At 62.4% G+C, this 23,081-nt stretch carries 21 protein-coding genes and 1 tRNA gene; 12 read left to right on the top strand and 10 right to left on the bottom strand.

Annotated features, from left to right (window positions below):
• Positions 1–27: 27 nt before the first annotated feature.
• Together ACFSM5_RS20860 and ACFSM5_RS20865 are read left to right on the top strand one after the other, a co-directional pair.
• The gene (locus tag ACFSM5_RS20860; protein ID WP_379878632.1) at positions 28–300 is read left to right on the top strand and encodes a type II toxin-antitoxin system Phd/YefM family antitoxin; all 273 of its coding nucleotides are present in this window, start codon (positions 28–30) and stop codon (positions 298–300) included.
• Entirely contained in the window at positions 284–679 is a 396-nt protein-coding gene (locus tag ACFSM5_RS20865) for a type II toxin-antitoxin system VapC family toxin (protein WP_465261264.1), read from the top strand. The genes ACFSM5_RS20860 and ACFSM5_RS20865 overlap by 17 nt, the downstream gene beginning before the upstream one ends.
• On the opposite strand, the gene ACFSM5_RS20870 is transcribed toward ACFSM5_RS20865, so the two are convergent.
• The 5 genes from ACFSM5_RS20870 to ACFSM5_RS20890 form a co-directional block, all read right to left on the bottom strand.
• Positions 676–1,539 (bottom strand): ATP-binding protein, encoded by an 864-nt coding sequence (locus ACFSM5_RS20870; RefSeq protein ID WP_379878636.1) that lies wholly within the window; start codon positions 1,537–1,539, stop codon positions 676–678. The two genes, ACFSM5_RS20865 and ACFSM5_RS20870, sit on opposite strands and share 4 nt — an antisense overlap.
• Before the next feature lie 68 nt (positions 1,540–1,607).
• A complete protein-coding gene (locus ACFSM5_RS20875) occupies positions 1,608–3,020 on the bottom strand; it encodes a hypothetical protein (protein WP_379878638.1) in 1,413 nt (470 codons plus the stop codon).
• 3 nt (positions 3,021–3,023) lie between these two features.
• Positions 3,024–3,668, bottom strand: coding sequence for a hypothetical protein (locus tag ACFSM5_RS20880; protein WP_379878640.1), 645 nt, complete (start codon positions 3,666–3,668; stop codon positions 3,024–3,026).
• A gap of 86 nt (positions 3,669–3,754) precedes the next feature.
• Complete coding sequence (locus ACFSM5_RS20885) at positions 3,755–5,395, bottom strand: tetratricopeptide repeat protein (protein WP_379878642.1); 1,641 nt, start codon at positions 5,393–5,395, stop codon at positions 3,755–3,757.
• 1 nt (position 5,396) lies between these two features.
• The gene (locus ACFSM5_RS20890) at positions 5,397–6,554 is read right to left on the bottom strand and encodes an aminotransferase (protein WP_379878645.1); all 1,158 of its coding nucleotides are present in this window, start codon (positions 6,552–6,554) and stop codon (positions 5,397–5,399) included.
• Positions 6,555–6,765: 211 nt separating this feature from the next.
• Between ACFSM5_RS20890 and ACFSM5_RS20895 the strand changes: the two genes are divergently transcribed.
• The 4 genes from ACFSM5_RS20895 (at position 6,766) to ACFSM5_RS20910 (ending at position 9,098) form a co-directional block, all read left to right on the top strand.
• Positions 6,766–7,089 carry a hypothetical protein gene (locus tag ACFSM5_RS20895; protein WP_379878647.1) on the top strand — a complete coding sequence of 108 codons (324 nt, stop codon included), beginning with the start codon at positions 6,766–6,768 and terminating at the stop codon, positions 7,087–7,089.
• 212 nt (positions 7,090–7,301) lie between these two features.
• Positions 7,302–8,108 carry an undecaprenyl-diphosphate phosphatase gene (locus ACFSM5_RS20900; RefSeq protein WP_379878649.1) on the top strand — a complete coding sequence of 269 codons (807 nt, stop codon included), beginning with the start codon at positions 7,302–7,304 and terminating at the stop codon, positions 8,106–8,108.
• 293 nt (positions 8,109–8,401) lie between these two features.
• Positions 8,402–8,860: an Hsp20 family protein gene (locus ACFSM5_RS20905; RefSeq protein ID WP_379878651.1), complete on the top strand. Its 459-nt coding sequence runs from the start codon at positions 8,402–8,404 to the stop codon at positions 8,858–8,860.
• A 22-nt stretch (positions 8,861–8,882) separates the two neighbouring features.
• Positions 8,883–9,098: a DUF1150 family protein gene (locus ACFSM5_RS20910; protein ID WP_379878653.1), complete on the top strand. Its 216-nt coding sequence runs from the start codon at positions 8,883–8,885 to the stop codon at positions 9,096–9,098.
• A gap of 33 nt (positions 9,099–9,131) precedes the next feature.
• On the opposite strand, the gene ACFSM5_RS20915 is transcribed toward ACFSM5_RS20910, so the two are convergent.
• The 4 genes from ACFSM5_RS20915 to ACFSM5_RS20930 all read right to left on the bottom strand — a co-directional run bounded on the left by ACFSM5_RS20915 (position 9,132) and on the right by ACFSM5_RS20930 (position 17,095).
• Positions 9,132–10,829 carry a methyl-accepting chemotaxis protein gene (locus ACFSM5_RS20915; RefSeq protein ID WP_379878655.1) on the bottom strand — a complete coding sequence of 566 codons (1,698 nt, stop codon included), beginning with the start codon at positions 10,827–10,829 and terminating at the stop codon, positions 9,132–9,134.
• A 172-nt stretch (positions 10,830–11,001) separates the two neighbouring features.
• Complete coding sequence (locus ACFSM5_RS20920) at positions 11,002–15,723, bottom strand: NAD-glutamate dehydrogenase (RefSeq protein WP_379878657.1); 4,722 nt, start codon at positions 15,721–15,723, stop codon at positions 11,002–11,004.
• A gap of 209 nt (positions 15,724–15,932) precedes the next feature.
• Positions 15,933–16,007, bottom strand: a tRNA-Gly gene (locus ACFSM5_RS20925).
• A 236-nt stretch (positions 16,008–16,243) separates the two neighbouring features.
• The gene (locus ACFSM5_RS20930) at positions 16,244–17,095 is read right to left on the bottom strand and encodes an SDR family oxidoreductase (RefSeq protein WP_379878659.1); all 852 of its coding nucleotides are present in this window, start codon (positions 17,093–17,095) and stop codon (positions 16,244–16,246) included.
• Between the two features lie 143 nt (positions 17,096–17,238).
• Between ACFSM5_RS20930 and ACFSM5_RS20935 the strand changes: the two genes are divergently transcribed.
• The 6 genes from ACFSM5_RS20935 to ACFSM5_RS20960 all read left to right on the top strand — a co-directional run bounded on the left by ACFSM5_RS20935 (position 17,239) and on the right by ACFSM5_RS20960 (position 21,253).
• Complete coding sequence (locus ACFSM5_RS20935) at positions 17,239–17,616, top strand: winged helix-turn-helix transcriptional regulator (RefSeq protein ID WP_379878661.1); 378 nt, start codon at positions 17,239–17,241, stop codon at positions 17,614–17,616.
• A 234-nt stretch (positions 17,617–17,850) separates the two neighbouring features.
• The gene (trxA, locus tag ACFSM5_RS20940) at positions 17,851–18,780 is read left to right on the top strand and encodes a thioredoxin (RefSeq protein WP_379878663.1); all 930 of its coding nucleotides are present in this window, start codon (positions 17,851–17,853) and stop codon (positions 18,778–18,780) included.
• A complete protein-coding gene (locus ACFSM5_RS20945) occupies positions 18,777–19,442 on the top strand; it encodes an LON peptidase substrate-binding domain-containing protein (RefSeq protein ID WP_379878665.1) in 666 nt (221 codons plus the stop codon). The genes trxA and ACFSM5_RS20945 overlap by 4 nt, the downstream gene beginning before the upstream one ends.
• Before the next feature lie 113 nt (positions 19,443–19,555).
• Positions 19,556–19,765 (top strand): Trm112 family protein, encoded by a 210-nt coding sequence (locus tag ACFSM5_RS20950; RefSeq protein ID WP_379878667.1) that lies wholly within the window; start codon positions 19,556–19,558, stop codon positions 19,763–19,765.
• Between the two features lie 3 nt (positions 19,766–19,768).
• Positions 19,769–20,125: a gamma-butyrobetaine hydroxylase family protein gene (locus ACFSM5_RS20955; RefSeq protein WP_379878669.1), complete on the top strand. Its 357-nt coding sequence runs from the start codon at positions 19,769–19,771 to the stop codon at positions 20,123–20,125.
• A gap of 39 nt (positions 20,126–20,164) precedes the next feature.
• Entirely contained in the window at positions 20,165–21,253 is a 1,089-nt protein-coding gene (locus ACFSM5_RS20960) for a PA0069 family radical SAM protein (RefSeq protein ID WP_379878671.1), read from the top strand.
• Between the two features lie 71 nt (positions 21,254–21,324).
• Here ACFSM5_RS20960 and ACFSM5_RS20965 read toward each other — a convergent pair whose 3' ends face one another.
• Positions 21,325–23,079 (bottom strand): transglycosylase domain-containing protein, encoded by a 1,755-nt coding sequence (locus ACFSM5_RS20965; RefSeq protein ID WP_379878673.1) that lies wholly within the window; start codon positions 23,077–23,079, stop codon positions 21,325–21,327.
• Between the last annotated feature and the right edge of the window lie 2 nt (positions 23,080–23,081).

Consider the following 23,081-nt stretch of genomic DNA (forward strand, 5'->3'; position numbering starts at 1 on the left):
GTCTTTCCTGCAAGAAGGAGAGGCGGGATGCATATTTCTGTTAGCGACGCCAAAGCCCATCTGACGGATCTCGTTAAACGCGCTGAGGCTGGAGAAGAGGTGATTTTAACCCGTCATGGCCAACCAGCCGTGCGGCTGGTTTCCGCCCGTGCTGCCGTGACCCCCGAAGAGAAGGGTCGGGTTATCGAAAGGATTCAAGCCGAGGTTGCCGCCAAAAAAGCGGCAGGGTTGATTCCAGATGGCCCCAGCGCAGCACGTAGCCAGGACTTTCTATACGGCGAGGATGGGTTGCCGGAGTGATCGCGCTCGATACCTCGGCCTTGTTGGCCATCCTGCAGCAGGAAACCTCTCCTCAGAATGCGGCGCTCTCCTAAGATCGGAGACACGCATCCTTTTGTCAGCAGGCACTATGGCTGAAGCGATGATCGTCGCTGGGCAACGTAACCTTGGCGCGCCACTCCTAGCGCTAATCGAGGAAACTGGCGTCGAGGTCGTCCCCGTGACAGGGGGGAGTGCGGCGCGTATCGCCGAAATCTACGCCCGCTGGGGCAAGGGAAACCATCCGGCCCGGCTGAATCTAGGCGATTGTTTTGCCTATGACGTGGCCAAGCAGCATAATTGCCCACTGCTCTATGTTGGGGAAGATTTTGCGCAGACGGATATCGTCGGCGCCCTCTAATCCTCGATCTTCTTCCCCAGCCGCCCGGCAAGATCCTGCACGAACTGCCATGCGGTTCGACCCGAACGGGCGCCGCGGGTGACGGACCATTCGACGGCTTCGCTGTGCAGCTGCTCGACCGGAATATCCAGGCCGTAACGCGCCGCATAGCCTTCGATCATCGCGAAATAGGTGTCCTGGTCGCAGGCGTGGAAGCCCAGCCACAGGCCGAAGCGATCCGACAACGAGACCTTCTCCTCAACCGCCTCGCCCGGATTGATCGCCGTGGAGCGTTCGTTTTCGATCATCTCCCGCGCCATCAGGTGACGGCGGTTTGAGGTCGCATAGAGCAGCGCATTGGCAGGCCGCCCTTCGATGCCGCCCTCAAGGATCGCTTTGAGCGACTTATAGGTATTATCGCCGCTATCGAAGGAGAGATCGTCGCAGAACAGCACCGCCCGCCGCTCGCTGCCCCTTAAGACCGACAGCAGGCGCGGCAGGCTGGGGATATCCTCGCGGTGAATTTCGATCAGCGCCAGGGAGCCCGGCTTTTCCGCGTTGATCTTGCCGTGAATGGCTTTGACCAGGGACGATTTGCCCATCCCGCGTGAGCCCCAGAGCAGGGCGTTATTGGCAGGCAGCCCGGCGGTAAAGCGCTCGGTATTTTCCAGCAGAATATCGCGTACCCGCTCGATCCCGCGCAGCAGGCTAAAATCGACGCGGGAGACCTTTGGGACCGGCTCCAACCAATCGCCTTCCGCATGCCACACGAAAGCATCGGCGGCCCCCAGGTCATTAACCTTGGCTGCTGGCGGCGCAAGGCGCTCCAGCGCATCGGCGATACGGGAAAGCAGCGGCTGCAGCGGATGGGTCTCGGTCATCAATCGTCGTCCTGGAAAAGGTGGGGCGCCATGCAAGCATCCGAGGAGCGGATGGGCAAGGGCCTCCTTTAGCGGGGGAACACGTTGGTGCGCACCCGATAGCCATTGATCATCAGATCCTGCCATTCGGAGGGGACGGTCTCCACCGATGTGACATCCCGCGTATCTCCGACGGTGCCGACCAGCGTTCCGGTAACCATCCAGCGCTTGGCACCCTTGGCATTTCCCCAAATCGTGCGCGCCGTGAGATTGATGATCTCCGCCGAACCGTCGCCATCGAGATCCTGCATCAGAACGGTGCAGCCGCTGGCCAGATAGCAGGTCCGCCCGATGGCAGTGCGCGCCTCTTCAGGTAACTGCGCCCCAGGCGGCCAGACCAGCGCGACGGTTCCGGTGACTGGTGTCTCTGGTCGTGCCGGAAAAGAACCCCACCGTGGAACTTCCAGGATCCCCACCAGAGCGATGATCGGCAACGCCGCCGTCACGATACCCTCCGGCAACCAGAGACGGGGCAGGAAGCGCGCAACCCAGGCCCGCACAGCCGCCAGGGTGACACCGACCAGGATCAGGGAGACATGCAGGTAAGCGGGCTTCCAGCCCTCCAGGCGGCTCATCCGGACCAACAGAAACGCCGCCAGCAAGGCTAGCGGCAGCGCAGCTAGGCGCGCCATAGTGCTCAGCAGCCCCGGATCTCTTTTTGTCCCAGCGGCAAACAACAGTCCTGCCGCCAGCAGTGTGAACAGGACAACCGTCCCGAACAGGCCATTGAACCGATCCGAGCCCAGCCACAGAACGGCGACCGACAACAGCAGACTGATCGCCAGCAGGACCGGCAGGAACAGGCTCCAGAACCGGCGCACGAGCGGTTCGGTCCATTCCTCCCAGGCCAGCATCAGGGCGAGGGTCGCACAGATGCCGATCACAACTCCGGCCACCGTTTCAAAGCCGACGAAACGGAAATCTCTCAACAGGCTGGAAAGCAGCGCCGATGCCGCCCACAGCACCCCAAGCGTGATAAGTCCCGCCCCAAGACCGGCCAAGCCGCGCAGCAGGCCGACGCGCAGAACCTCGCCCAGTTGCTCGATCCATCCGTGCCAGCCCGGGCGTCCCCGCGCCGCCACCAGCAAGGGCAAGGCAAGCACCGCGGCACAGATCACCGGCACCCCATAAAACCCGCTCCGGCTGACCAGCAGGGCTAGCCCGACCGTTCCCAGAATGAAACCCAGCAAACCGGCCAGCAGAACCAGGGTCTCGCGGATCGAGCCGGGACTGACCAACAGGCCGAACCAGATCGCCAGGATGCCCGCGACGATCCGCAGGCTGTCCCAGAAATGCGCGGTGACACTTTCCGCGTCGTTCCTGAAGACCGAATCCCAGGGCAGAAACAGTGTCGCCAGACTGGCATAGAGCGGCAGCAGCAGAATGACGGCCCGATAGAAGCGGGCGCGGGCGGAAGTGTCGATCTCTGCAGGGAGTGTCATGCGTCAGACGGTTCCGTCCATGGCTTTCACGGGCCAGGGTAAAGCGTCGAGCACGGCGCGGATCGTACCGTCGGCATCCGTCCCCTCCGGATAGCTGAAGCGGATCTTCACGACCCAGGGGCTGGCATCATTGCAGAAGAGATAGGCTCGCGATCCCATGGCGCCTGCCTGAAAGCTACCTTTGTATTCGGCAAAGCGCCCTTGAATGGTCCAACCGCTTTTAAGGACCGCCGTTTCTCGATCACCGATGAACCGCAGAGATGGGTTACCGATGGGAACCTGAGTCTTGACGCTGGTAAAATGCTCGTCACAGCGCCGGGATGCGTCGCTTCCCGGTTTCGCACCCTGCAGGGCCGGGTAGACATAGACGCTCAACAGCGGCAGCTGTCCCGGACCCGAGCGATAATTGGCAGAAATATCTAGGCCCGAGGGATCGTAGCTTATGACGGCTGACCGTCGATATCCCGGCAGCGCTTCGGGAAAGATCATGCCGGACGCAGCTTGGCGATAGTCGCCCGTCGCCTCGACGATCACGGGTCGCCCCGCAGCGGTGGTTGTCGTGATTGGCCTAGCCGGTTCGGTTGCCGTATCGGTCTGACAGGCGGCCAACCCCATCATAAGGGGGAGAGCCATAATCCAACGCTGCATCCGCATCTATCTCTGTCCAGGCCTGCCCATCATAGGCGGACAGCTTGCAACCGATAGTCGCGGCCCGTCAATCGACTAAAACCGCCCTACACCCGTCGTTCCTTGAAGCTGGGGGCGATCGGCGCGGCGGTCCAGGCGGAGACGATCCAACCCGGTACTGGCTGTCCCCGGTTGGTCCGGGTCGAAGCGGCATCGACCGTGATCTTTTGGAAGCTGGCCGCCTGCAGGGACGCCCGCAGCGCATCACCGCCATGGGCGTAGCGGTGACCTTGGTGCAGCTCGTAGGGGACGGCGGGGTCCTGTGTCGCCTCGGTCGTGAAAAGCAGCAGCCCGCCTGGTCGCAGCGACCGCATCGCCGCCGCAAGGAAGGGGCCTAGATCGCCGAGATAGACCAGCACGTCTGCCGCGAAGATCAGGTCGGCGCCGCGCGGCCCCTGGGCCTGCATCCAGGCCACGGCCTCATCCACCGCCAGCGCATCATATTGCCCGCGCGCGCGGGCCTGTTCGACCATCTTAGGCGACAGATCCACGCCGATCAGCCGATGGGCGAGGGGGCGGAAGAAGGGCGCCGCCAGCCCGGTGCCGCAGCCGATGTCATAGGCGCTGTCGAACTTGCGGTCCGGTGCCACCGTCTGCGCCAGCTTGGCCAGCAGGGCCGGGCCTTTGTAATCGAGGTATTTCGTCAGTTCGGTGTCGAAGCGCCCGGCATAATCGTCGAACAGCTGCGCGACGTAGGCTTCAGGTGGCGCGGGCGGCGCGGGATCGGCGCCGGAAAGTGCCAGGGCCAAGGTCGCCCCATGTTTGTCATCCGGGTCGAGTTCCAGGCAGCGGTCATAGGCATCGATAGCATCATCGAACTTGCCCGCTGCGCGTAAGGCCTCGCCCAGGGCATACCAGAGGCGGGTGTCGTCATCGATGACCTCCACCGCTTCTTGTAGCAGCTCCACCGGATCTTCCCCAGCCTTCACCATGGCAGCGGCCAGATCCAGGACCAGCTGCGGATCCTCGGGCTGTTCGTCCAGCAGCCCGTCGAGAATATCGGCAGCCTCGCTGCCGCGCCCTGCCGCCGTCAGTCCGAGGGCGAGGTTGCGCCGGTACTGCACCGCTGCCGGTTCCAGCTCCACCGCTTTCTGGAGGTACGGCAGCGCCTTCTCAGGCTCCCCCGACTCCATCAGGGCAACCCCGGCATTGGACCAGAGCGAGGCACGATCCGGCGCCAGAACGGTCGCCTTCTCGAAGATCCGTGCGGCGGCTTCTGCCCGTCCGGCCTGACGCAGGGCAACCCCGAGCGCGGAAAGAACACCTGGATTCTCCGGGTCCAGCTCCGCCAATTCGCCCAGCACCAGCAGGGCATCGCTCATATTACCCGCGTCGAGATGCGCGGTGCCGAGCGCATGCAGCGCTTCGCCATAGCCCGGCGCCAGCCGCACGGCATTCTCATATTCTGTGATCGCCATGGCGATGGCGCCGCCCATGCGATAGGCCCGGCCAAGCGCCATGCGCAGCGCCGGATTATCGGCTCCCACCGCCAGCGCCTGCTTAAGGCTTTCGATGGCCTTGCGCGGCTCGTCCTTTTCGATCAGCACGAGGCCCAGCAGATAATGCGCCCCCGACAGGCGCTTGTCGGCGCGGATCAGCGACCGGCATTCGCTATAGACGACGTCCAGTTGACCGGCGGCATAATCGTCGAAGGCCTTTTTCAGGCGCTGGGCAAGCTCGGCGGACATATCAGCCTTTAGCGTGTTTCACGAGGCGCTCGATCGCCTGATCCAGCATCCCATCGGATTTGCAGAAGCAGAAGCGGATCAGGTTCGTCGGTGGCGCGCTGTCATAGAAGGCGCTGACCGGAATGGCAACCACGCCCGCCGTCTCGATCTGCTTCAGGCAGAATTCAGAATCACTCAGGCCGATGCCCGGCTCCAACTCGCAGATCAGGAAGTAGGTGCCGTCACCCGGCAGAACCTTGAAGCCCGCCGCTGTGAGCCCCCTAGCCAGCCGCTCGCGCTTGGCGGCCATATCGGAGCCCAGTGTCTCGAAATAAGCCGCGTCCTTCTCAAGGCCGTAGGCCACCGCATGCTGCAGATTGGGCGGGGTGGTGAAGGTCAGCAGCTGATGCGCCTTGCCGATGGTCGCCGTCAGCTGCGGCGGGCAGGTCAGATAACCTACCTTCCAACCGGTGAGCGAGAAGGTCTTGCCCGCGGACCCGATGCGGATCGTGCGCTCGGCCATGCCCGGCAGGCTCATCAAAGGCACATGCTGCTTGCCCGCGAAGGTCAGATGTTCATAGACCTCGTCACAGATGGCGTAGGTATCATGGGCCTGCACCAGATCGGCAATCAGCTGCAGCTCGGCCCGGCTGAAGACCTTGCCGGTCGGATTCATCGGGGTATTCAGCAGGATCGCCTTGGTCTTGGGGCCAAAGGCAGCGCGCAGCTTATCTTCCGGGATTGCCCAGTCCGGTGCTTCCAGGCGCACGAAGCGCGGCGTTCCGCCCGCTTGTCGCACCACCGGCGCGTAGGTGTCATAAAGCGGCTCGAACAGGATCACCTCGTCACCCGGTGCGACCAGCGCGAAGATGGAGGCCGCCAGCGCCTCGGTTGCGCCCGACGTGACCACAACTTGAGTCTGCCAATCGACGTCGATGCCGTAGAAGCGCTTGTTATGAGCGGCCACCGCCTGCCGCAGCTCCGGTACCCCCAACATGGGGGGGTATTGGTTGGCGCGGTCGGCTAGTGTCACCTGTGCCCGGGCCACCACATCCTCGGGTCCATTGCCGTCCGGAAAGCCTTGGCCAAGATTGAGAGCGCCGGTCTCACGCGCAAGTCGAGACATCACTTCGAAAATCGTGGTGCCCGAAACATTCAGCAAAGGGTTGGTCGATTTCACGCTTTATGGCCTTTCTGCCCGAATGTTGCCACGCCACTGCCGCAATGCGTTGCAGCGATGTGACTCTACTGCGGCTTTTTCGGCCGGGCGCTTAGAAAAGCTGGACGCTCTTGGTCCTTCAAGCTAATTGTGCCGATGTGCCGTTTTGACCGTCAACTTCAAGGTAGGCGGTTTATGTAATGGATCAACGGATAACAATAGGGTGAAAACCATGAGTGCAAAACTGACCGTTGCCGCCTTGGCCCTGGCCCTCAGCGCCTCTGTCTCCGCCTATGCCCAGTCCGGCGTGTCGTTCGACAAGCTGCATGAAGGCGCCCAGAGCTCGGGCGTTTGCATCGCTCCGCTGAACGCCGCTGCTGAAGACAAGGTTGGTCTGATCGCCGCCAAGGCCGCGACCCCGACCTGGGGCGTTGGCGATGTGCTGACCCGCGAGAACGACGTCCGCGGTGCTGCTCGCGTGCAGGCTTACTCGCTGGGTTGCAAGGCCGTGCCGGTCGTTGCCGCCGTGAAGTACTACGACGACAACGCCAAGTAATCTTCCCCCGTGCTTTTGCGCGGGCGGTAAGTGATTGAAACGCGGCCCTTTGCAAAAAGGTGCCGCGTTTTTTTCGAGATGGCCGCAGGTTTGATCTGAAGCCCCTTTTCAGAGTCTCGTCACCCCGCACTTGATGCGGGGTCTATTCGAAGCGGTGCAGATCGAGCGAGATCCCGCATCAGGTGCGGGATGACGGTTTCAATAAATCGGAGATGATCTTGGATGCGATGATCTGGCTGGCAGCCCTGATGGGCCTTGTCGAAGGCTTGACCGAGTTTCTGCCCGTCTCCTCGACCGGCCATCTCATTCTTCTGGGTGATCTTCTGGGCTTCCAGGGCCCGCCGGGCAAGGTGTTCGAGATCGTGATCCAACTGGGCGCGATCCTGGCGATCCTGGTGCTCTATTGGAAGAAGCTGTTCGGCGTGCTGGTCGCCGCGCCCAAGGATGAGAGCGCCCGTCGCTTCATCATCGCCATCCTGGTCGCCTTTCTACCCGCTGCCGTTATCGGCGCCGCCCTCAATAGCTTTATCAAGAGCGTGCTATTTTCCCCCTGGGTCGTTGCCGTGGCCTTGATCGTGGGCGGCATCGCCATCCTGATTATCGAGCGCTTGTCCCATAAACCGCGTTTCTTCCGGGTCGAGGATCTGCCCGCCTCGATGGCGCTCAAGATCGGCTTTGTGCAATGCCTCGCCATGATCCCCGGCGTGTCGCGGTCCGGTGCCACCATCCTTGGCGCCCTGATGATGGGCGTGGAGCGCAAGACGGCGGCGGAATTCTCCTTTTTCCTGGCGATCCCGACCATGCTTGGGGCGGCCGTCTACAGCCTCTATAAATCCAGGAATGAGCTGGCGTTCGAGGGCGTGACGCTGGTGGCCGTCGGCTTCGTGGTCGCCTTCCTGACGGCATTGGCCGTCGTGAAACTGGCTGTGGGCTTTATTGCACGCCATGGATTTGGCCCATTCGCCTGGTACCGTATCCTTCTGGGTGCCCTTATCCTGGGGATCCTGGTGGCCCGATGAGAGAGGAAATCTCGGAGATCCGTCATCCCGTGGCTCGACCACGGGATCTCCTCCGAGAGCCTATCCAACTGACTAAGACCGCCTGAAAACACCCCGGAGGAGATCCCGGGATCAAATCCCGGGATGACGGGGTCTTTTTTGGAGGTAATCAACTCCACGGGTGCCTTGATCAGCCCCGGGAACGATGCCATGTAGGAAGGGACGGTCGAAATGCCGATATCGGGTTTCGACCAGGGCTTTATCCGCTCGCCCAGCTCTACCCGCTCGCTTCGTGCAAGGAGACGGTTTTCAAGATGACGCGCCTGACACTAGCCAACTCGCCACTGCTTCTGGGGTTCGATCACATCGAGCGGACGCTCGACCGGATCGCTAAATCCGCCAGCGAAGGCTACCCTCCCTATAATATCGAGCAGGTTGGCGAGGACCGGCTCCGCATCACGCTGGCTGTCGCCGGCTTCTCCCGCGACGATCTGGTGATCCAGCTGGAAAACAACCAGCTTGTGATCCGGGGCAAGCAGCAGGACGATCCTAACAGGGTTTACCTGCATCGGGGCATCGCCGCCCGTCAGTTCCAGCGCTCGTTTGTGCTGGCCGAAGGGGTGGAGGTCACCGGCGCCGAACTTGATAACGGCCTCTTGCATGTAGACCTGCGCCTTCCGTTGCCCGATGCTCGGGTACGGACGATAGAAATCAAGGCGCCCGTCAAATCGGCCAAGACCACCAAGACGGTGGATTTGGACGATGGTCGTTAACCGCCAGGAAGGAGAGGCAGCTATGATCCAGATCGACCGACAAGCACAATTGTCGTCCCAGGATTTCGCCGGACTCGGATTAAACGTCCTGGCCTATGTCAAACCCGTCGAGCATGAAGGTCAGGACGCCTATGCCGTCCATACCGCTGACGGTCAGCCGGTGGCGATTACCAGTACCCGGGCACTCGCCCTGGCGCTGATTCGCCAGCACGACCTGGAACCCGTCGACGCTCACTAAGACGAATGGTTTGAAAGATCCGCGCCGTCGATATCAGGCGGCGCGGACATTATACAGGAAGTCCTTGATCGCGCTGGTCAGCGCCTCGGACTGTTCGTTCAGCGCGGAGGCACTGCCCATGACCTGCGTGGCCGAGGCCCCGGTATTCCCGGCGCCATCCCGCACGGTCTGCATGCGCATCGTCACATCTTCGGTACCCTGAGCTGCCTGCGACGTATTGCGGACGATCTCTTCCGTCGCGGCGCCCTGTTCATCCATCGCGATGGCGATGGCATTTGAATTCTCGTTGATCTCGGTGATGGTCTGGGCGATGCCCTGAATGGCGTCGATCGCATCCGACGTGGCGCTCTGCACTGCCGTGACCTGCGCCGTGATCTCTTCCGTCGCCTTGGCAGTCTGGCTGGCTAGGCTTTTCACCTCGCCAGCAACCACGGCAAAGCCTTTCCCAGCTTCACCGGCCCGCGCCGCCTCGATGGTCGCATTCAGCGCCAGCAGATTGGTCTGGGCCGCGATATCGGCGATCAAATGCACGATCTCGTTGATACGTTCCGTTGTGGTCGACAGGGTGCGCACCGCCACATCCGTCCGCTTTGCTTCACTGACGGCGCGCGTTGCAACGTCAGAAGATTGCGACACCCGGCGACCGATATCGATAATCGATCCGGACAGCTGTTCTGCCGCCGCCGCGACGGTACGGACATTGGAAGCCGCCTGGGTGATGGCTGCGGCCACGGCCGTCGATTCGGCTGCCGTTTCTTCTGCCGTCCGGGTCAGGCTCTGCGCCGACTGGCTCATCTGGGTTCCCGCCGCGCTGACTTCCTGAAGCCGTTGTTCGCTGACCCGGTCGAAGTTCTGGACCAGTTCCTCGATCCGGCGTGACCGGACTTCCCGCGCGGCCTGCTCCTCGCGCTGGGCGTTCTCAAGCTCCTGGTTCTTCAGCATGCCGTCCTTGAAGATCTGCATGGCATCGGCCATGGCGCCGATCTCGTCCCCGCGTCCCTGGCCGGGGATGGCAACGCTCAGATCCCCGCCGGACAGATGCCGCATGGCTTTGGTCATGCCCCGTACCGGCCCTGCAATGCCACGTGTCAGCAGCACCCCAAGAATAAGCGAGGTGGTCAGCATCAAAGCGCCGCCGACGATATTCATGATCACCGCGCCGTTGAAGGCAGAATCGAGATGAGCGCGGCTCGCCAGGACCACCGCCTGATTATCGGCGACCAGCTTGTCCACGATCTGGCGCATCGGTTCGGTGAATTTCTTGCCCGCCCCCTGGGCCGCAAGCTTCAACGCTTCCTCGATCCCAGCCTTGCCACCGGTTTCGGCCAGGGTGATTTCCTTGTCGAGCAGTGCCTGCCAATCCAGGGCCAGCGTGCGGAACCGATCGAGGTCGCCGGTGTGAGCCTCGGTCACCAAGGCCCGCAGCCGGTCGAGTTCCTTCATCATGTGCGAGCGGTCATAGGCAATACGGCCCTTGAAAACGTCGCTCGGCAGTTGGGCATCGATAGCGACCAGCAGACCGCGGACATTCGTCTCCTGGTCCAGCATAGCGATGGTCAGGCGATTGGTTGCGCGGATGGCTTCGTAGGTTTTGGAGGCCTGGGTTTCGTCGGCGCGGATATTGACCAGATCCCACAGGATCACAGCGCCGGAAATCCCAACAATGGTGATCAGACTACCAAAGGCCAACAATATCTTGGTTGCGATCTTTGTATTAGTCAACCAAGCCATCTAAACCTCCACGCATTATCTGCCACATCTGGCATGTATATTTATTGCGCGTAAGTTATCAAATATTTTATCGATTTCTTCATGTAAGAATTAACAGGTTTACGGAATATAGAAACAAAAACGGGGCCGACTATAGTCGGCCCCGTCTATGGTTATTGTGGTCACTTCACAGTTATTTGGTTAACGCTCTCAGCGCCCGTTCAACCACGCTGACCCGGGCCAGGGTGGCCGGTCCATTGGCAAGATCGACGGTCAGACCGTCGATGGCCTTCACGGTATCCTGATTGTCGCTGACCAGCCCGTCGAGACCGCCGGGATGGCGGATCGCCTGGACCGCCAGGGCCTGCTGGCCACTGGCCAGATCGTCGAGCAATCCGGAAACCGCCTGCCGACCCCAGCCGTCGCTGGCGGGCAGGGAGGTTGCCACATTGCGCACCGTCTCAAATCCGAAGCGCAGGCCCACCTGACCATAGATCGCCCCGGCTTCTTCGACTGGAACGCCTGCGGCTTCGGCAAGGCCCAGCACGTTCAGCGTGCTGACCAGACGGACAAAGCGCATCACGCCATTGGCGAGATCCGCCGAGACGCCCGTGGGGGCTTCACTCGGTACATCCGTGCGGGCAATGCCTGCCTGAAGACGCTCGATCGGACCCTTCATGGCATCGATTGCCTGGGTGATATCCGATGGCAGCTTCTGGGCCACCAGCCAGCGGATCGCGCTGGCAAGGCCCTTCTGGATCGCGACATAGAGATCCAGCTGAACCTTGGCTTCGACCTTACCGTCCAAGGCTTCGATCCCGGCCCAGAGGGTCGGCAGACCGAAGATCTCACGCGCCAGCACATAGGCACGGGCCAGACGCGGCGGCGCCATGCCGGTATCGGCCGCAAGCTCGGTGATCAGCCCCATCCCGCCCCGGTTCAGTATCTCGTTGGTCAGCGAGGTCGCGATGATTTCGCGCTTTAGGCCATGGCGGTTGATGGTATCCGCATAGCCGGTCTGCAGCGGGCCGGGGAAATAGGCCGCCAGATCCTGCTTCAGCACGGCGTCGTCCGGCACGTCGGACGGCAGCAGGCTGTTGTAGAGCGCGATCTTGGCCCAGGCGATCAGCACCGCCAGTTCCGGGCGGTACATCGGCAGGTTCGATGCCCGCCGCTGATCGAGATCCACGTTGGTCGGCAGGCTTTCCAGCACGCGATCCAGCAGGACTTCCTTTTCGAGGCGCACCATCATGCGGCGCGCCGTCTCCACGAACTCATGCCCTTCATGCTGGGCCGAAGACATGGCGAAGGTCTGGAGGTAATTGTCCCGCAGCACCAGATGGCAGACTTCATCTGCCATCGACGCCAGCAGCTTGTCGCGGCTGGGGATATCGAGGTCACCCTTCTGCACCGGCTCGGACAGCAGGATCTTGATATTGACCTCGTGATCCGAGCAGTCGACGCCCGCCGAATTATCGATGGCGTCGGTATTGATCCGGCCGCCATTGCTGGCGACTTCCAGGCGGCCCTTCTGGGTGACGCCGAGGTTTGCGCCTTCGCCGATCACCTTGGCGCGGATCTCGCGACCATCGACGCGCAGGGCGTCGTTGGCGCGGTCACCCGCCTGCAGATGGCTTTCCTCGGCCGACTTGATATAGGTGCCGATGCCGCCGAACCAGATGAGGTCCACCTGGGCCTTCAGCATCGCCTGGATCAGTTCGCTCGGCGGAACCGTATCGCGGGCAAGGCCGTACAGCTCCTGCACCTGCGGCGACAGTTTCACCGTCTTGGCCGACCGGTCGTAGATCGTACCGCCTTCGGAGATCAGCGACTTGTCGTAGTCCATCCAGGTGCTGCCCGGCGTCGTGAAGAGGCGCTTGCGCTCCACGAACGACTTGGCCGCATCCGGGTTGGGATCGACAAAGATATGCATATGGTTGAAGGCGCCGACGAGGCGCAGGTTCGGCGAATGGATCAGGCCATTGCCGAAGACGTCGCCCGCCATATCGCCGATGCCGACGACGCTGATCTGATCCTTGGACAGATCGATCCCGGCTTCGCGCAAGTGCCGTTCGACAGCGATCCAGGCGCCGCGGGCGGTGATGCCCAGGGCCTTATGGTCATAACCGGCCGAACCGCCCGACGCGAAGGCATCGTCCAGCCAGAAGCCATAGTCGCGGCTGATGCCGTTGGCGATGTCGGAGAAGGTCGCCGTGCCCTTATCGGCCGCGACCACCAGATAGGGATCGTCGGCGTCATGGCGAACCACGTTCGGTGGCGGCACGATGTCGCCTTCGACACGGTTGTCGGTGACATCCAGCAGGCCGCGCATCAGGGTCTTGTAGCATTCGATGCCATGGGCCTGGAACGCGGCCCGGCCCGCTTCGGGAGCGGGCGGACGCTTCACGACGAAGCCACCCTTGGAGCCGACCGGCACGATGACCGCGTTCTTGACCGTCTGCGCCTTCATCAGGCCCAGGATTTCGGTGCGGAAGTCTTCGCGACGATCCGACCAGCGGATACCACCACGGGCGACCTTGCCGCCGCGCAGATGGATCGCTTCCACTTCCACCGAATAGACCCAGATCTCATAGAGTGGCCGGGGCTTGGGCAGCTCGTCGACCGCGCCCGATTCCAGCTTGAAGCTGATATAGGACTTCGGCCCGCCGTCTGGGGTGGTCTGATAGAAGTTCGTGCGCAGGGTCGACTGCATCACATTGATATAGCGCCGCAGGATCCGATCCTCATCGAGGATGGAGACGGCATCCAGCGCATGTTCGATCTCCACCAGGGCACCGCGCGCCTTGGTGTCGTCGTTAATCTTCGGATCGAAACGCAGATGGAACAGCTTCACCAGCAAGGCGGCAATGCCCGAATGCTTGGCGAGCGTCTGTTCGATCAGCGCCTGGCTATAGGTGAAGCCGATCTGCTTCAGATACTTGCCATAGGCCCGCAGCATGGCGACTTCGCGCCAGTCGAGACCGGCCGCCAGGATCAGCTTGTTGAAGCCATCGTCTTCGGCAGCACTGCTCCAGGTGGCGGCAAAGCTGGCGTGGAAGCGCTCGCGCGCCTTTTCCACATTGATCGCCGAGCCATCGACTGAAATCAGATCGAAGTCATGAACCCAGACCGCTTCAGATTCGCCCTGGGGACGGATCTTGAACGGCACTTCGGTGAGGACTCGCAGGCCCCGGTTTTCCAGCATCGGCAGCACGTCGGACAGGGCAATCGCCCCGCCGGTGTGGAAGATCTTGAAGCTGAGTTCGGACTCGCTCTGCCCCGGACGGCGGTAGAACCAGAAGACGGTCTCGCCCTTCAGCGCCCGTTCCACCCGTTCGATATCCTGCACGCCCTCGGCGCCGGTATGGCGCTCGCGGTAGGCAGCGGGATAGGCATTGCGATAGCGGCGCAGCCAGCCGCTGCCCGGCAGCTTTGCCGTCAGCAGCGCTGTCTGGACTGCCTCGGCCCAACCGGCGCCGGCCTCGATCAGCTTCTGCTCCAGCGCCGCGACATCCACCTCATGGGTATCTTCACGCTTGGTGCCGAGGATGATGTGCAGACGCGCCAGCGGCGTTTCGTTCAGCAGAATGTAGGAATTGGAGACACGGCCGCCGTAAGCCTCGGCCAGCAGCTCGTGGAAGCGTTCGCGCAGATTGCTGTCATAGCGGTCGGCAGGAACATAGACGAGGCAGGAGACGAAACGACGGAACGGATCGCGCCAGACGAACAGCGCGATGCGCTTGCGGTCTTGCAGCTGCAGAATGCCCTGGACCTGTTCGTAAAGCTCCTCGGCCGGGATCTGGAACAGCTCGTTGCGCGGATAGGTCTCGAGGATCTGGACCAGCGCCTTGCCGTTATGGCTGGAGGGCGAATAACCCGCCTTCTCGAAGACATAACGGATCTTGCCCGCGACCATCGGAATATCGGTCGGGCTCTGGTTATAGACGCTGGAGGTGAAGAGACCGACGAAGCGGCGTTCGGCAATCACCCGGCCTTCGGCGTCCAGCTTCTTGATGCCGATGACGTCGAGATGAACGGTGCGATGCACGGTTGAGCGTCGGTTGGCCTTGGTGACCATCAGCAGCTGCGGCGCCTGCAGGAAGGCCGCCACTTCGACCGGCAGTTCGGCCAGGGTGCGCACGCCGTCGAAAATGCTGAAAGCCTTGTCGCGCAGAATACCCAGGCCCGCACCGTCGTCGACCTTCATGACGGTCTGGCCGCCATTCTGGTCATAGACATATTCGCGGAAGCCCAGGAACGTGAAATGATCGTCAGCTAGCCAGCGCAGGAAATCCTTGGCGCCTGCGATCTCCGCCGCGCCAACGGGGGTGCGGGTCAGGATCGGGTCGTCCAGCTCGGCCGAAATCACCGACAGCTTATGCAGCATCGCCCGCCAGTCGACCACCGCCGCACGCACGTCGGAGAGCACGTCTTTCAGGGTCTGGACGATATTGGGTAGCTCGGCATCGTCGATGGCGCCGCTGGCCGTGATCTGCATCACCGACTCAGGAGTGCCTTCATCTACCGAGGTACGCTTGCCCGAGGCATCGCGCGTCACTTTGACGATCGGATGGATCAGGAGTTCCAGATTGAGGTCGTACCGATCCAGGGCCGAGCTGACCGAATCCACCAGGAACGGCATATCGTCATTGACGATTTCCACCACCAGCGGCGATGCCGCCCAATCCCCCTTGGGACGGAACACCCGGACCTTGGGTTCGCCCGGTTTGCGTTCAGCCGCAAGATCCCAGACGCTCTTCACCCCCTCCAGCAGGGCCTCCGGCGACCGTGCCGCCAGGTCGGCCACCGCCAACCCGCTATAGAAGAGCTTGGCAAAGGTGCCAAGGTCGCCTTTCGCGCGCTGTTCGAGGTCGAGGAGGATTTGCGTCTTTCGCTGATCCGCGAAGTGACCCATCGCGATCTCCCTATGGTCGGCGCCAATGCCGACGCTGTGCCACGTTTCGTAATCGGGCGGTCGAGACTACACGCCGCCCGTTGGTCGGAGGCTTATAGCCGATATTCTTCCGCTTCGTCGCTGGCTTTCATCACAGCCGGGAGCATGATGCAGAAAAAGCAAAAGCGCCGGGAGATTTAATCTCGACCGGCGCTTTTGTTTTTGAAATCTGGAGCGGGAAACGAGATTCGAACTCGCGACCCTCACGTTGGCAACGTGATGCTCTACCACTGAGCTATTCCCGCAACGTCCGGCGAACCGGGCGTGGCGGGAATATACTCAGGCAAAATTTCGATGCAAGCAGTTTTTCGATTCTTTTTTCGAGGGTTGGGGGAAGTTCTCCGCCCACTCTCTGAAACTCGTCATCCCGGGACCTGATCCCGGGATCTCCTCCGTGGGCGTTTCCAACCCTGTCCCGGCAGACTTAGACAGGCTCCCGGAGGAGATCCCGTGGTCAAGCCACGGGATGACAGTCCGCTTACTATTCCCCCCGCAGATGCTCCTCCAGCGAGACGATCTTGCGGCCCGCCAGCTTTTCCGCATCACCCGAGACCAGGTTCATCTCGCCTGCAGCCCCTGCCGCATGAATGCCCAGCAGCGCCTTCACCAGGAAGTCCGGCAGCCCGAAGCCCGAGAGCATGGCCCCATACTGCTGAGGATCGGCATCCACCGCCTCGACCTTCCGGCCGGTGGTTTCGGTCAGGATTGCCGCGATTTCGAACAGGTCGTAAGCCTTGGGGCCGGTGATCTCATAGACCTTGCCCTCATGGCCCGTACCCAGGATGGCGCCGACCAGGGCGGCGGCCACATCGGCACGGCGCAGGTAGGCAACCTTGCCGGTCGCGCCCGGCTGGGCCAGCACGCCTGCGTCCTTGGCATGGGCGATGCCGGAATTCAGGTTCTCGATATATTGATTGTTGCGCAGCACCGTGTAGGCGAGGCCGGATTTCTTCAGATAAGCCTCGGTATCGGTATGGCTCTTGGCGAAATCGAACAGGCTGTCATAGGTCGCATTGGTGAAGCTGGTATAGACGATGCGCTTTACACCGGCGGCCTTGGCGGCATCGATGGCGCGGTAATGCTGGGGCGTGCGCACCTCGTTCGGGGCGTCGCCCGACAGGATCAGCACGACATCGGCCCCCTGATAGGCGGCTGCCAGGCTGGCAGCATCATCGAAATCTGCCCGCGCGGTCTTGAAGCCCAGGGCGGCGATCTTGGACGGATCGCGGCTGGCCAGCGTCACGCCATCGACCACACCCCGGCTTTTGAGTTCCTGGGCCACCAGCTGACCCAACTGACCGCCTGCACCGCTGATGACAATCTTACCGCTCATGATCCGCTCCTTGGTTTTAAATGATAAGTCGGTTACTATTCGTAACTGAGTTCGATTTACGCATGCCCTTCGCGGACCACAAGAAGGGAGCGGAAGATAACCCGGTTACGGTGCAGTAACCGGGGGCCAAAGGAAACTTACCCATGACCAAGACAGCCATGACCCGCGATCCAAACTGCCCCATCCGCGGGATCCTCGACCGGATCGGCGACCGCTGGAGTCTGCTGGTGCTGGACAGTCTGGTCGATGGCCGTCAGCGCTTTACGGAGATCAAACGCGAGATCGGCGATATCTCGCAGCGCATGCTGGCCCAGACCCTGCGGCACCTGGAGCAGGACGGGTTTGTGTCGCGAACCGTCTATCCGACCATTCCACCGCGCGTGGATTACGAACTGACGCCGCTGGGCGAATCGCTGATGGAGCCCGTCGGCGCCCTGGTCGAATGGGCTGCGGCCAATCGCACCGCTGTCAGGACCGCGCGGGAAAACTACGTCCCGCCGCCCGCCCAGGTGGCTTTGTAAAGGAGTTTGCTAATATTTCTCCGTCATCCCCCGCTTCATGCGGGGGATCTCCTCCGGGTGCTTGTCCAATTTGAACTGAGGCAGTGTGGCGTCTCCCCCGGAGGAGATGCCCCGGACAAGCCGTGGCATGACGGGAAGGTAAAGTAAGGAGTGCCAACCCAAACCTTGCCACCGCGCGATGTGCCTGCCACATAAGAAGCCAATCGCTTTTCACTGATGTCGGAACGAACCGCCATGTCGCTTTTTTCCTCCTCCTCCCCCGCTCCGGCCGCAGGACCCGCTTCGGAGGTCAAGGAAGTCACCGCCGCCACCTTCATGCAGGAGGTGATCGAGGCCAGCCGCGACGCTGCCATCGTTGTCGACTTCTGGGCGCCCTGGTGCGGCCCCTGCAAGACGCTTGGCCCGATCCTGGAGAAGACGGTCGCCGAGACCAAGGGCGCCGTCCGCATGGTGAAGATCAATATCGACGAGCCTGCCAATCAGCAGCTCGCGGCCCAGCTGCGCATCCAGTCGATCCCGACCGTCTATGCCTTCCTGGATGGCCGCCCGGTCGACATGTTCCAGGGTGCCCTGCCCGAAAGCCAAGTGAAGCAGTGGATCAAGCGGATCGCCGATGCCGTCGGCCCGACCGATGCCTCGCTGGTGGAGCTGCTGGCTGAAGCCAAGACCGCCCTGGGCGGCAATGACTTCGAAACCGCCGCTTCGCTCTATGCTGCCGCCCTGCAGTCGGACCCGACCAATGTCGAGGCGCTGGTCGGCCTGGGGCGTTGCCTGCTGAATGTCGGCGATATCGAGCAGGCCCGTGCGGTCCTGGCCCAGATCCCCGCCGATCAGGCCAAGACTCCCGACGTCGTCGCCCTCAAGACCGCCCTCGACCTTGCTGAACAGACGGCGGGTGCCAGCGGTGAGACGGCGGCCCTGCAGGCCAAGCTGGCCCAGAATCCCAACGATCATCAGGCCCGCTTCGATCTTGCCATGGCGCTCTATGGCGCGGGCGACAAGGAGGGGGCGATCAATCAGCTGCTGGATCTGTTCAAGCGCGACCGCAATTGGAACGACAGCGCCGCCCGCAAGCAGCTGGTGCAGTTCTTCGAAGCGCTGGGCTTCACCGACCCCTTGAGTGTCGCCGGGCGGAAAAGCCTGTCGACCCTGATGTTCTCTTGAGCGGGCGCGGCTTCACCCTCGACGATCTGCCGGAAGAAATTCCGGTCTTCCCGCTGGCGGGCGCCCTGCTGCTGCCGCGTGGACGCCTGCCGCTGAATATCTTCGAGCCGCGTTATCTGGCGATGGTGGAGGATGCCCTGCGCACGCCCCACCGCCTGATCGGCATGATTCAGCCGCTGGACCCGGCCGATCCCGCGCGGGAACCCGATCTCTATCGTATCGGCTGCGCGGGCCGGATCATTCAGTTCGAAGAGACGAGCGACAGCCGCTATCTCATCACCCTGGCCGGTGTCTCGCGCTTCGAAGTGCGGGAGGAGATGCCCCAGCGTCGCGGCTATCGTCCGGCGCTCGTCAAATGGGACACGTTTGCCGCCGATCTGCGCGCCGACCCGCCCACCGGCTTCGACCGCGCCCGGCTGCTGAAAGGGCTAAAGGTTTTCCTGAGCGAGCAGGGGGTCAGCGCCGACTGGCCCTCTATCGAGAAGGCGCCGGACGAGCCGCTGATCACCACGCTCGCCATGGTTTGTCCTTTCCCGCCCAGCGAGAAGCAGACTCTGCTGGAAGCCGCCAACAACGATGATCGCGCTTCTACCATGACCGCGCTGATCGAAATGGCGCTGGCCGATCCCGATGATTATGGCGAACCTAACCGGCTACACTAAGATCCGGCCTCAAATAGCGCAAACCAGCCTCAAGTAGCGCAAAGCGCGGTAGGCAAACAAAAACCAGCCTCAAGTAGGGCGAAGCCCGGTAGGCAAACATAAAGAGAGTTCCTATGACCGAGAGCTTGCCCGTCCCCTCCGCCGCCGCCCTGGGTGTCGACCCGAAGCTCCTGGAAATCCTGGTCTGCCCGGTCACGAAATCGACCCTGCGCTTCGATGCTGCCAAGGCCGAACTGATCTCGGACGCCGCCGGTCTGGCCTTCCCGATCCGCGATGGCATTCCGATCATGCTGGTCGACGAAGCCCGCCGCCTGGACGATTGATCCATGTCCGCGACCCCCTGGCCGACCGACATCTATTGGACCGCCGAGAACGGCATTCTCCACGTCACGTTCGACGATGGAAAACACTTCCATCTGTCCGGCGAATATCTGCGGGTTGAGAGCCCCTCTGCCGAGGTTCAGGGCCACACGCCCGACCAGAAAAAGCTCGTCACCGGCAAGTCCAAGGTGGGTCTCAAGGCCATCGAGCCTATCGGCAATTACGCGGTGAAGCTGATCTTTGACGATGGCCACGATACCGGCCTCTATTCCTGGGCCTATCTCTACGAACTGGGCCGCGATAAAGCGACCCGCTGGCAAGCCTATCTCGATGCGGTCGAGAAGGCGGGGGCGAAGAGGTAGTGGCTTGATGTTCGCGCTATGTTCTCATAGAATGCGGACATGTCCCAGCCCGAAGACATGCCGGATCGCGCCCGCAAGGGCCGTGGCGCCGTGAGCAATCGCGGCTCCCGTTTTCTTGCGCAAACCCGGCATCTGGTCGACGACGGCTGGGGCTCGGCGGAAGAAGAGTGGGAACAGGCGCCGCAGACGGAAATCACCTACGACACCGCCCGCAGCGCGATTACCTATAACAAGTCACCGGACCTGCCTTTCGATCGCTCGCTCAATCCCTACAAGGGCTGCGAGCATGGCTGCGTCTATTGTTTTGCCCGGCCGGGCCATGCCTGGCTGGGGCTGTCGCCGGGTCTCGATTTCGAGACCAAGCTTTCTGTGAAGCCCAATATCGCACAAAGCCTGATCGACGATCTGCGCGCCAAGACCTACAAGCCTGCGCCCATCGCGCTTGGCACCGCCACCGACCCCTATCAGCCGATCGAGCGGGAATTCGGCCTGACACGTCAGGCGCTTGAGGTACTGGCCGCTGCCAACCATCCGGTCGCCATCACCACCAAGTCGCCGCTGGTGACCCGCGATATCGACATCCTGCGCGACATGGCGAAGAAGGGCCTTGCCCGCGTTGCCATGAGTGTCACGACCCTCGACCGTACGCTCGCCCGCCATCTGGAGCCGCGCGCCGCCACCCCGGACAAGCGCCTCGCTGCCATTGCCGAACTGACCGAGGCGGGGATTCCGACCAATATCTCCTTCTCGCCCGTCATTCCGGCCCTGACAGACAATGAGATCGAAACGGTTCTGAAGGCGGGCCGCGAGGCAGGCGCCACCAGCGCCTCCATGCTGCTGATCCGCCTGCCGCTGGAGATCAAGGATCTGTTCCGCGAATGGCTGGACCAGCATTACCCGGACCGGGCCGACCGGGTGGAAAGCCTGATCCGGCAGTGCCGCGACGGCAAACTCTATCAGGCCGACTTCGGCACCCGCTTCAAAGGCACCGGCGCCTATGCCGATCTGATCAATCAACGCTTCAAACTGACCAAACAGCGCCTGGGCTTCGAGAAGCGCGAATGGGTCTTCGACCTATCCCTGTTCCGCCCGCCGGTGAAGGCCGGGGATCAGCTGTCGTTCTTTTGAGACTCATGAGTCAGATAGATCATTTGTTTACGATTGATCTATCTGACTCATGAGTCGAGACGTGGACCCGGCTAATCATTCCCCATCAGACCGGACCATAGCTTGGCCGGAAGGTCACCGCCGGTGACCTTGTCCATCGGGCTGGCGTTGTCATTGCCGAGCCACACGCCGCCGACGTTTTCAGAATTGTAGCCGATGAACCAGGCGTCGCGATAATCGGAGGTGGTGCCGGTCTTGCCTGCCACCTGGCTGCCGCCGCCCAAGGCCGCCTTGCCCGTGCCGCGCCGCACGACTTCCTGCAGCATCAGGTCCATCTCGGCCATCTTGGAAGGCTCGACGATGATCTCTGGCCGGATCGGCGGGGGTTTCTGCCACAGGACGACGCCCGCGCGATTGCGGATTTCGAGAATACCGTAAGGCTCGATGGCGCCACCACCGGCGGCGACCATGGCATAGGCGCCGGTCAGTTCCAGCAGCGATACCTCGCCCGCGCCAAGAGACGTTGCGAGGTTCGCGGGCAAGGGGGAGGAGAGGCCGAGGCGGCGGGCCAGCGCGATGACGTTCCTGATCCCGACGTCCTGGGCCAGCCGCACGGTGGCGGTATTCAGCGATTCCGCCAGCGCATCGGCCAGGGTGACCTCGCCATGGTAGCGGCGGGTATAGTTTTCCGGCGTCCAGGTGCCGATGCGGATCGGGGCGTCGAGCACCAGACTGGACGGGCTCATGCCTCGTTCCAATGCCGCGAGAAACACCAGCGGCTTGAAGGCGCTGCCGGGCTGGCGCAGGGCGGTCGTGCGGTTGAACTGGCTGCTGGCGTAGGAGCGGCCGCCGACCATGGCGAGAATACCGCCGCTGCGGTCCAGGATGACGGCGGCGCCTTCGCTGACCTTGCGTTTGCTGCCCTCGGAGGCCAGCAGAAATTCCACCCGGTCTTCGGATCGGCGCTGGAGCGTGCCGTCCAGGGTGGTGACGACGACCAGATCCTGATCCGGGCTGACCAGGGTGGAGATCCGCTCGGCCACCCAATCGGCGAAATGGCGACCCGGGCGGGAGACGGCGACGCGGTTCAGGCTCAGTTCCTCCCGCGCGGCGCTCTGGGCGGTGGCTTCATCGATGAAATCGCCGGCGACCATGGCGCGCAAAACGATGCGGGCGCGGGTGGCGGCGGCTTCGGGCGAGCGCACGGGGTTGAGGCGAGTAGGGGCCTGAACGAGACCCGCGATCACGGCGCTTTCATAAAGCGACAGCCGGGTCGCAGGCTTGCCGAAATAGCGCTGGGACGCGGCATCGATGCCATAGGTTCCGGCGCCCATATAGACGCGGTTCAGATAGATCCCGAGGATCTGATCCTTGGTGAACTTGCGCTCCAGCCATAGGGCCAGCAGGGCTTCCTGCACCTTGCGCTTCAAGGATTTCTCGGGCGTCAGGAAGACGTTCTTGGCGACCTGCTGGGTGATGGTCGATCCGCCCTGAGCCGACCGCCCCTGGATGAGATTGACGAAGACCGCGCGGCCAAGCCCGATGACGTCTAGGCCGAAATGGCCATAGAAGCGCCGGTCCTCGATGGCCAGGATCGCATCGCGGGTATGGGGCTGCAGCTGGGAGACGGTGAAGGGCGTGCCGTAGAAATCGCCCGCATTGGCAAAGACCTTGCCGTCGCGGGTCAGCAGGGTGACGCCGGGCTTGCGGTCTTCGGCCAGTAGATCGTCGATCGGCGGCAGCTGCAGGGCAAAAAAGGCGACGACAGCCAGGACGGCGATGGTCGACCAGATGCCGACCACCAGCGTCCATTTCGCGATGAACTTCAGAACCCGGGACTTTGTCACCG

The sequence above is a fragment of the Lacibacterium aquatile genome (genome assembly GCF_042683105.1).
Classification (GTDB): Bacteria; Pseudomonadota; Alphaproteobacteria; order Elsterales; family Elsteraceae; genus Lacibacterium; species Lacibacterium aquatile.

Coding starts and splice junctions, on each gene's coding strand:
- ACFSM5_RS20860 (WP_379878632.1), top strand. CDS start 28: ATGCATATTTCTGTTAGCGACGCCAAAGCCCATCTGACGGATCTCGTT.
- ACFSM5_RS20865 (WP_465261264.1), top strand. CDS start 284: ATGGGTTGCCGGAGTGATCGCGCTCGATACCTCGGCCTTGTTGGCCAT.
- ACFSM5_RS20870 (WP_379878636.1), bottom strand. CDS start 1,539: ATGACCGAGACCCATCCGCTGCAGCCGCTGCTTTCCCGTATCGCCGAT.
- ACFSM5_RS20875 (WP_379878638.1), bottom strand. CDS start 3,020: ATGACACTCCCTGCAGAGATCGACACTTCCGCCCGCGCCCGCTTCTAT.
- ACFSM5_RS20880 (WP_379878640.1), bottom strand. CDS start 3,668: ATGCAGCGTTGGATTATGGCTCTCCCCCTTATGATGGGGTTGGCCGCC.
- ACFSM5_RS20885 (WP_379878642.1), bottom strand. CDS start 5,395: ATGTCCGCCGAGCTTGCCCAGCGCCTGAAAAAGGCCTTCGACGATTAT.
- ACFSM5_RS20895 (WP_379878647.1), top strand. CDS start 6,766: ATGAGTGCAAAACTGACCGTTGCCGCCTTGGCCCTGGCCCTCAGCGCC.
- ACFSM5_RS20900 (WP_379878649.1), top strand. CDS start 7,302: ATGATCTTGGATGCGATGATCTGGCTGGCAGCCCTGATGGGCCTTGTC.
- ACFSM5_RS20905 (WP_379878651.1), top strand. CDS start 8,402: ATGACGCGCCTGACACTAGCCAACTCGCCACTGCTTCTGGGGTTCGAT.
- ACFSM5_RS20910 (WP_379878653.1), top strand. CDS start 8,883: ATGATCCAGATCGACCGACAAGCACAATTGTCGTCCCAGGATTTCGCC.
- ACFSM5_RS20915 (WP_379878655.1), bottom strand. CDS start 10,829: ATGGCTTGGTTGACTAATACAAAGATCGCAACCAAGATATTGTTGGCC.
- ACFSM5_RS20920 (WP_379878657.1), bottom strand. CDS start 15,723: ATGGGTCACTTCGCGGATCAGCGAAAGACGCAAATCCTCCTCGACCTC.
- ACFSM5_RS20930 (WP_379878659.1), bottom strand. CDS start 17,095: ATGAGCGGTAAGATTGTCATCAGCGGTGCAGGCGGTCAGTTGGGTCAG.
- ACFSM5_RS20935 (WP_379878661.1), top strand. CDS start 17,239: ATGACCAAGACAGCCATGACCCGCGATCCAAACTGCCCCATCCGCGGG.
- trxA (WP_379878663.1), top strand. CDS start 17,851: ATGTCGCTTTTTTCCTCCTCCTCCCCCGCTCCGGCCGCAGGACCCGCT.
- ACFSM5_RS20950 (WP_379878667.1), top strand. CDS start 19,556: ATGACCGAGAGCTTGCCCGTCCCCTCCGCCGCCGCCCTGGGTGTCGAC.
- ACFSM5_RS20955 (WP_379878669.1), top strand. CDS start 19,769: ATGTCCGCGACCCCCTGGCCGACCGACATCTATTGGACCGCCGAGAAC.
- ACFSM5_RS20960 (WP_379878671.1), top strand. CDS start 20,165: ATGTCCCAGCCCGAAGACATGCCGGATCGCGCCCGCAAGGGCCGTGGC.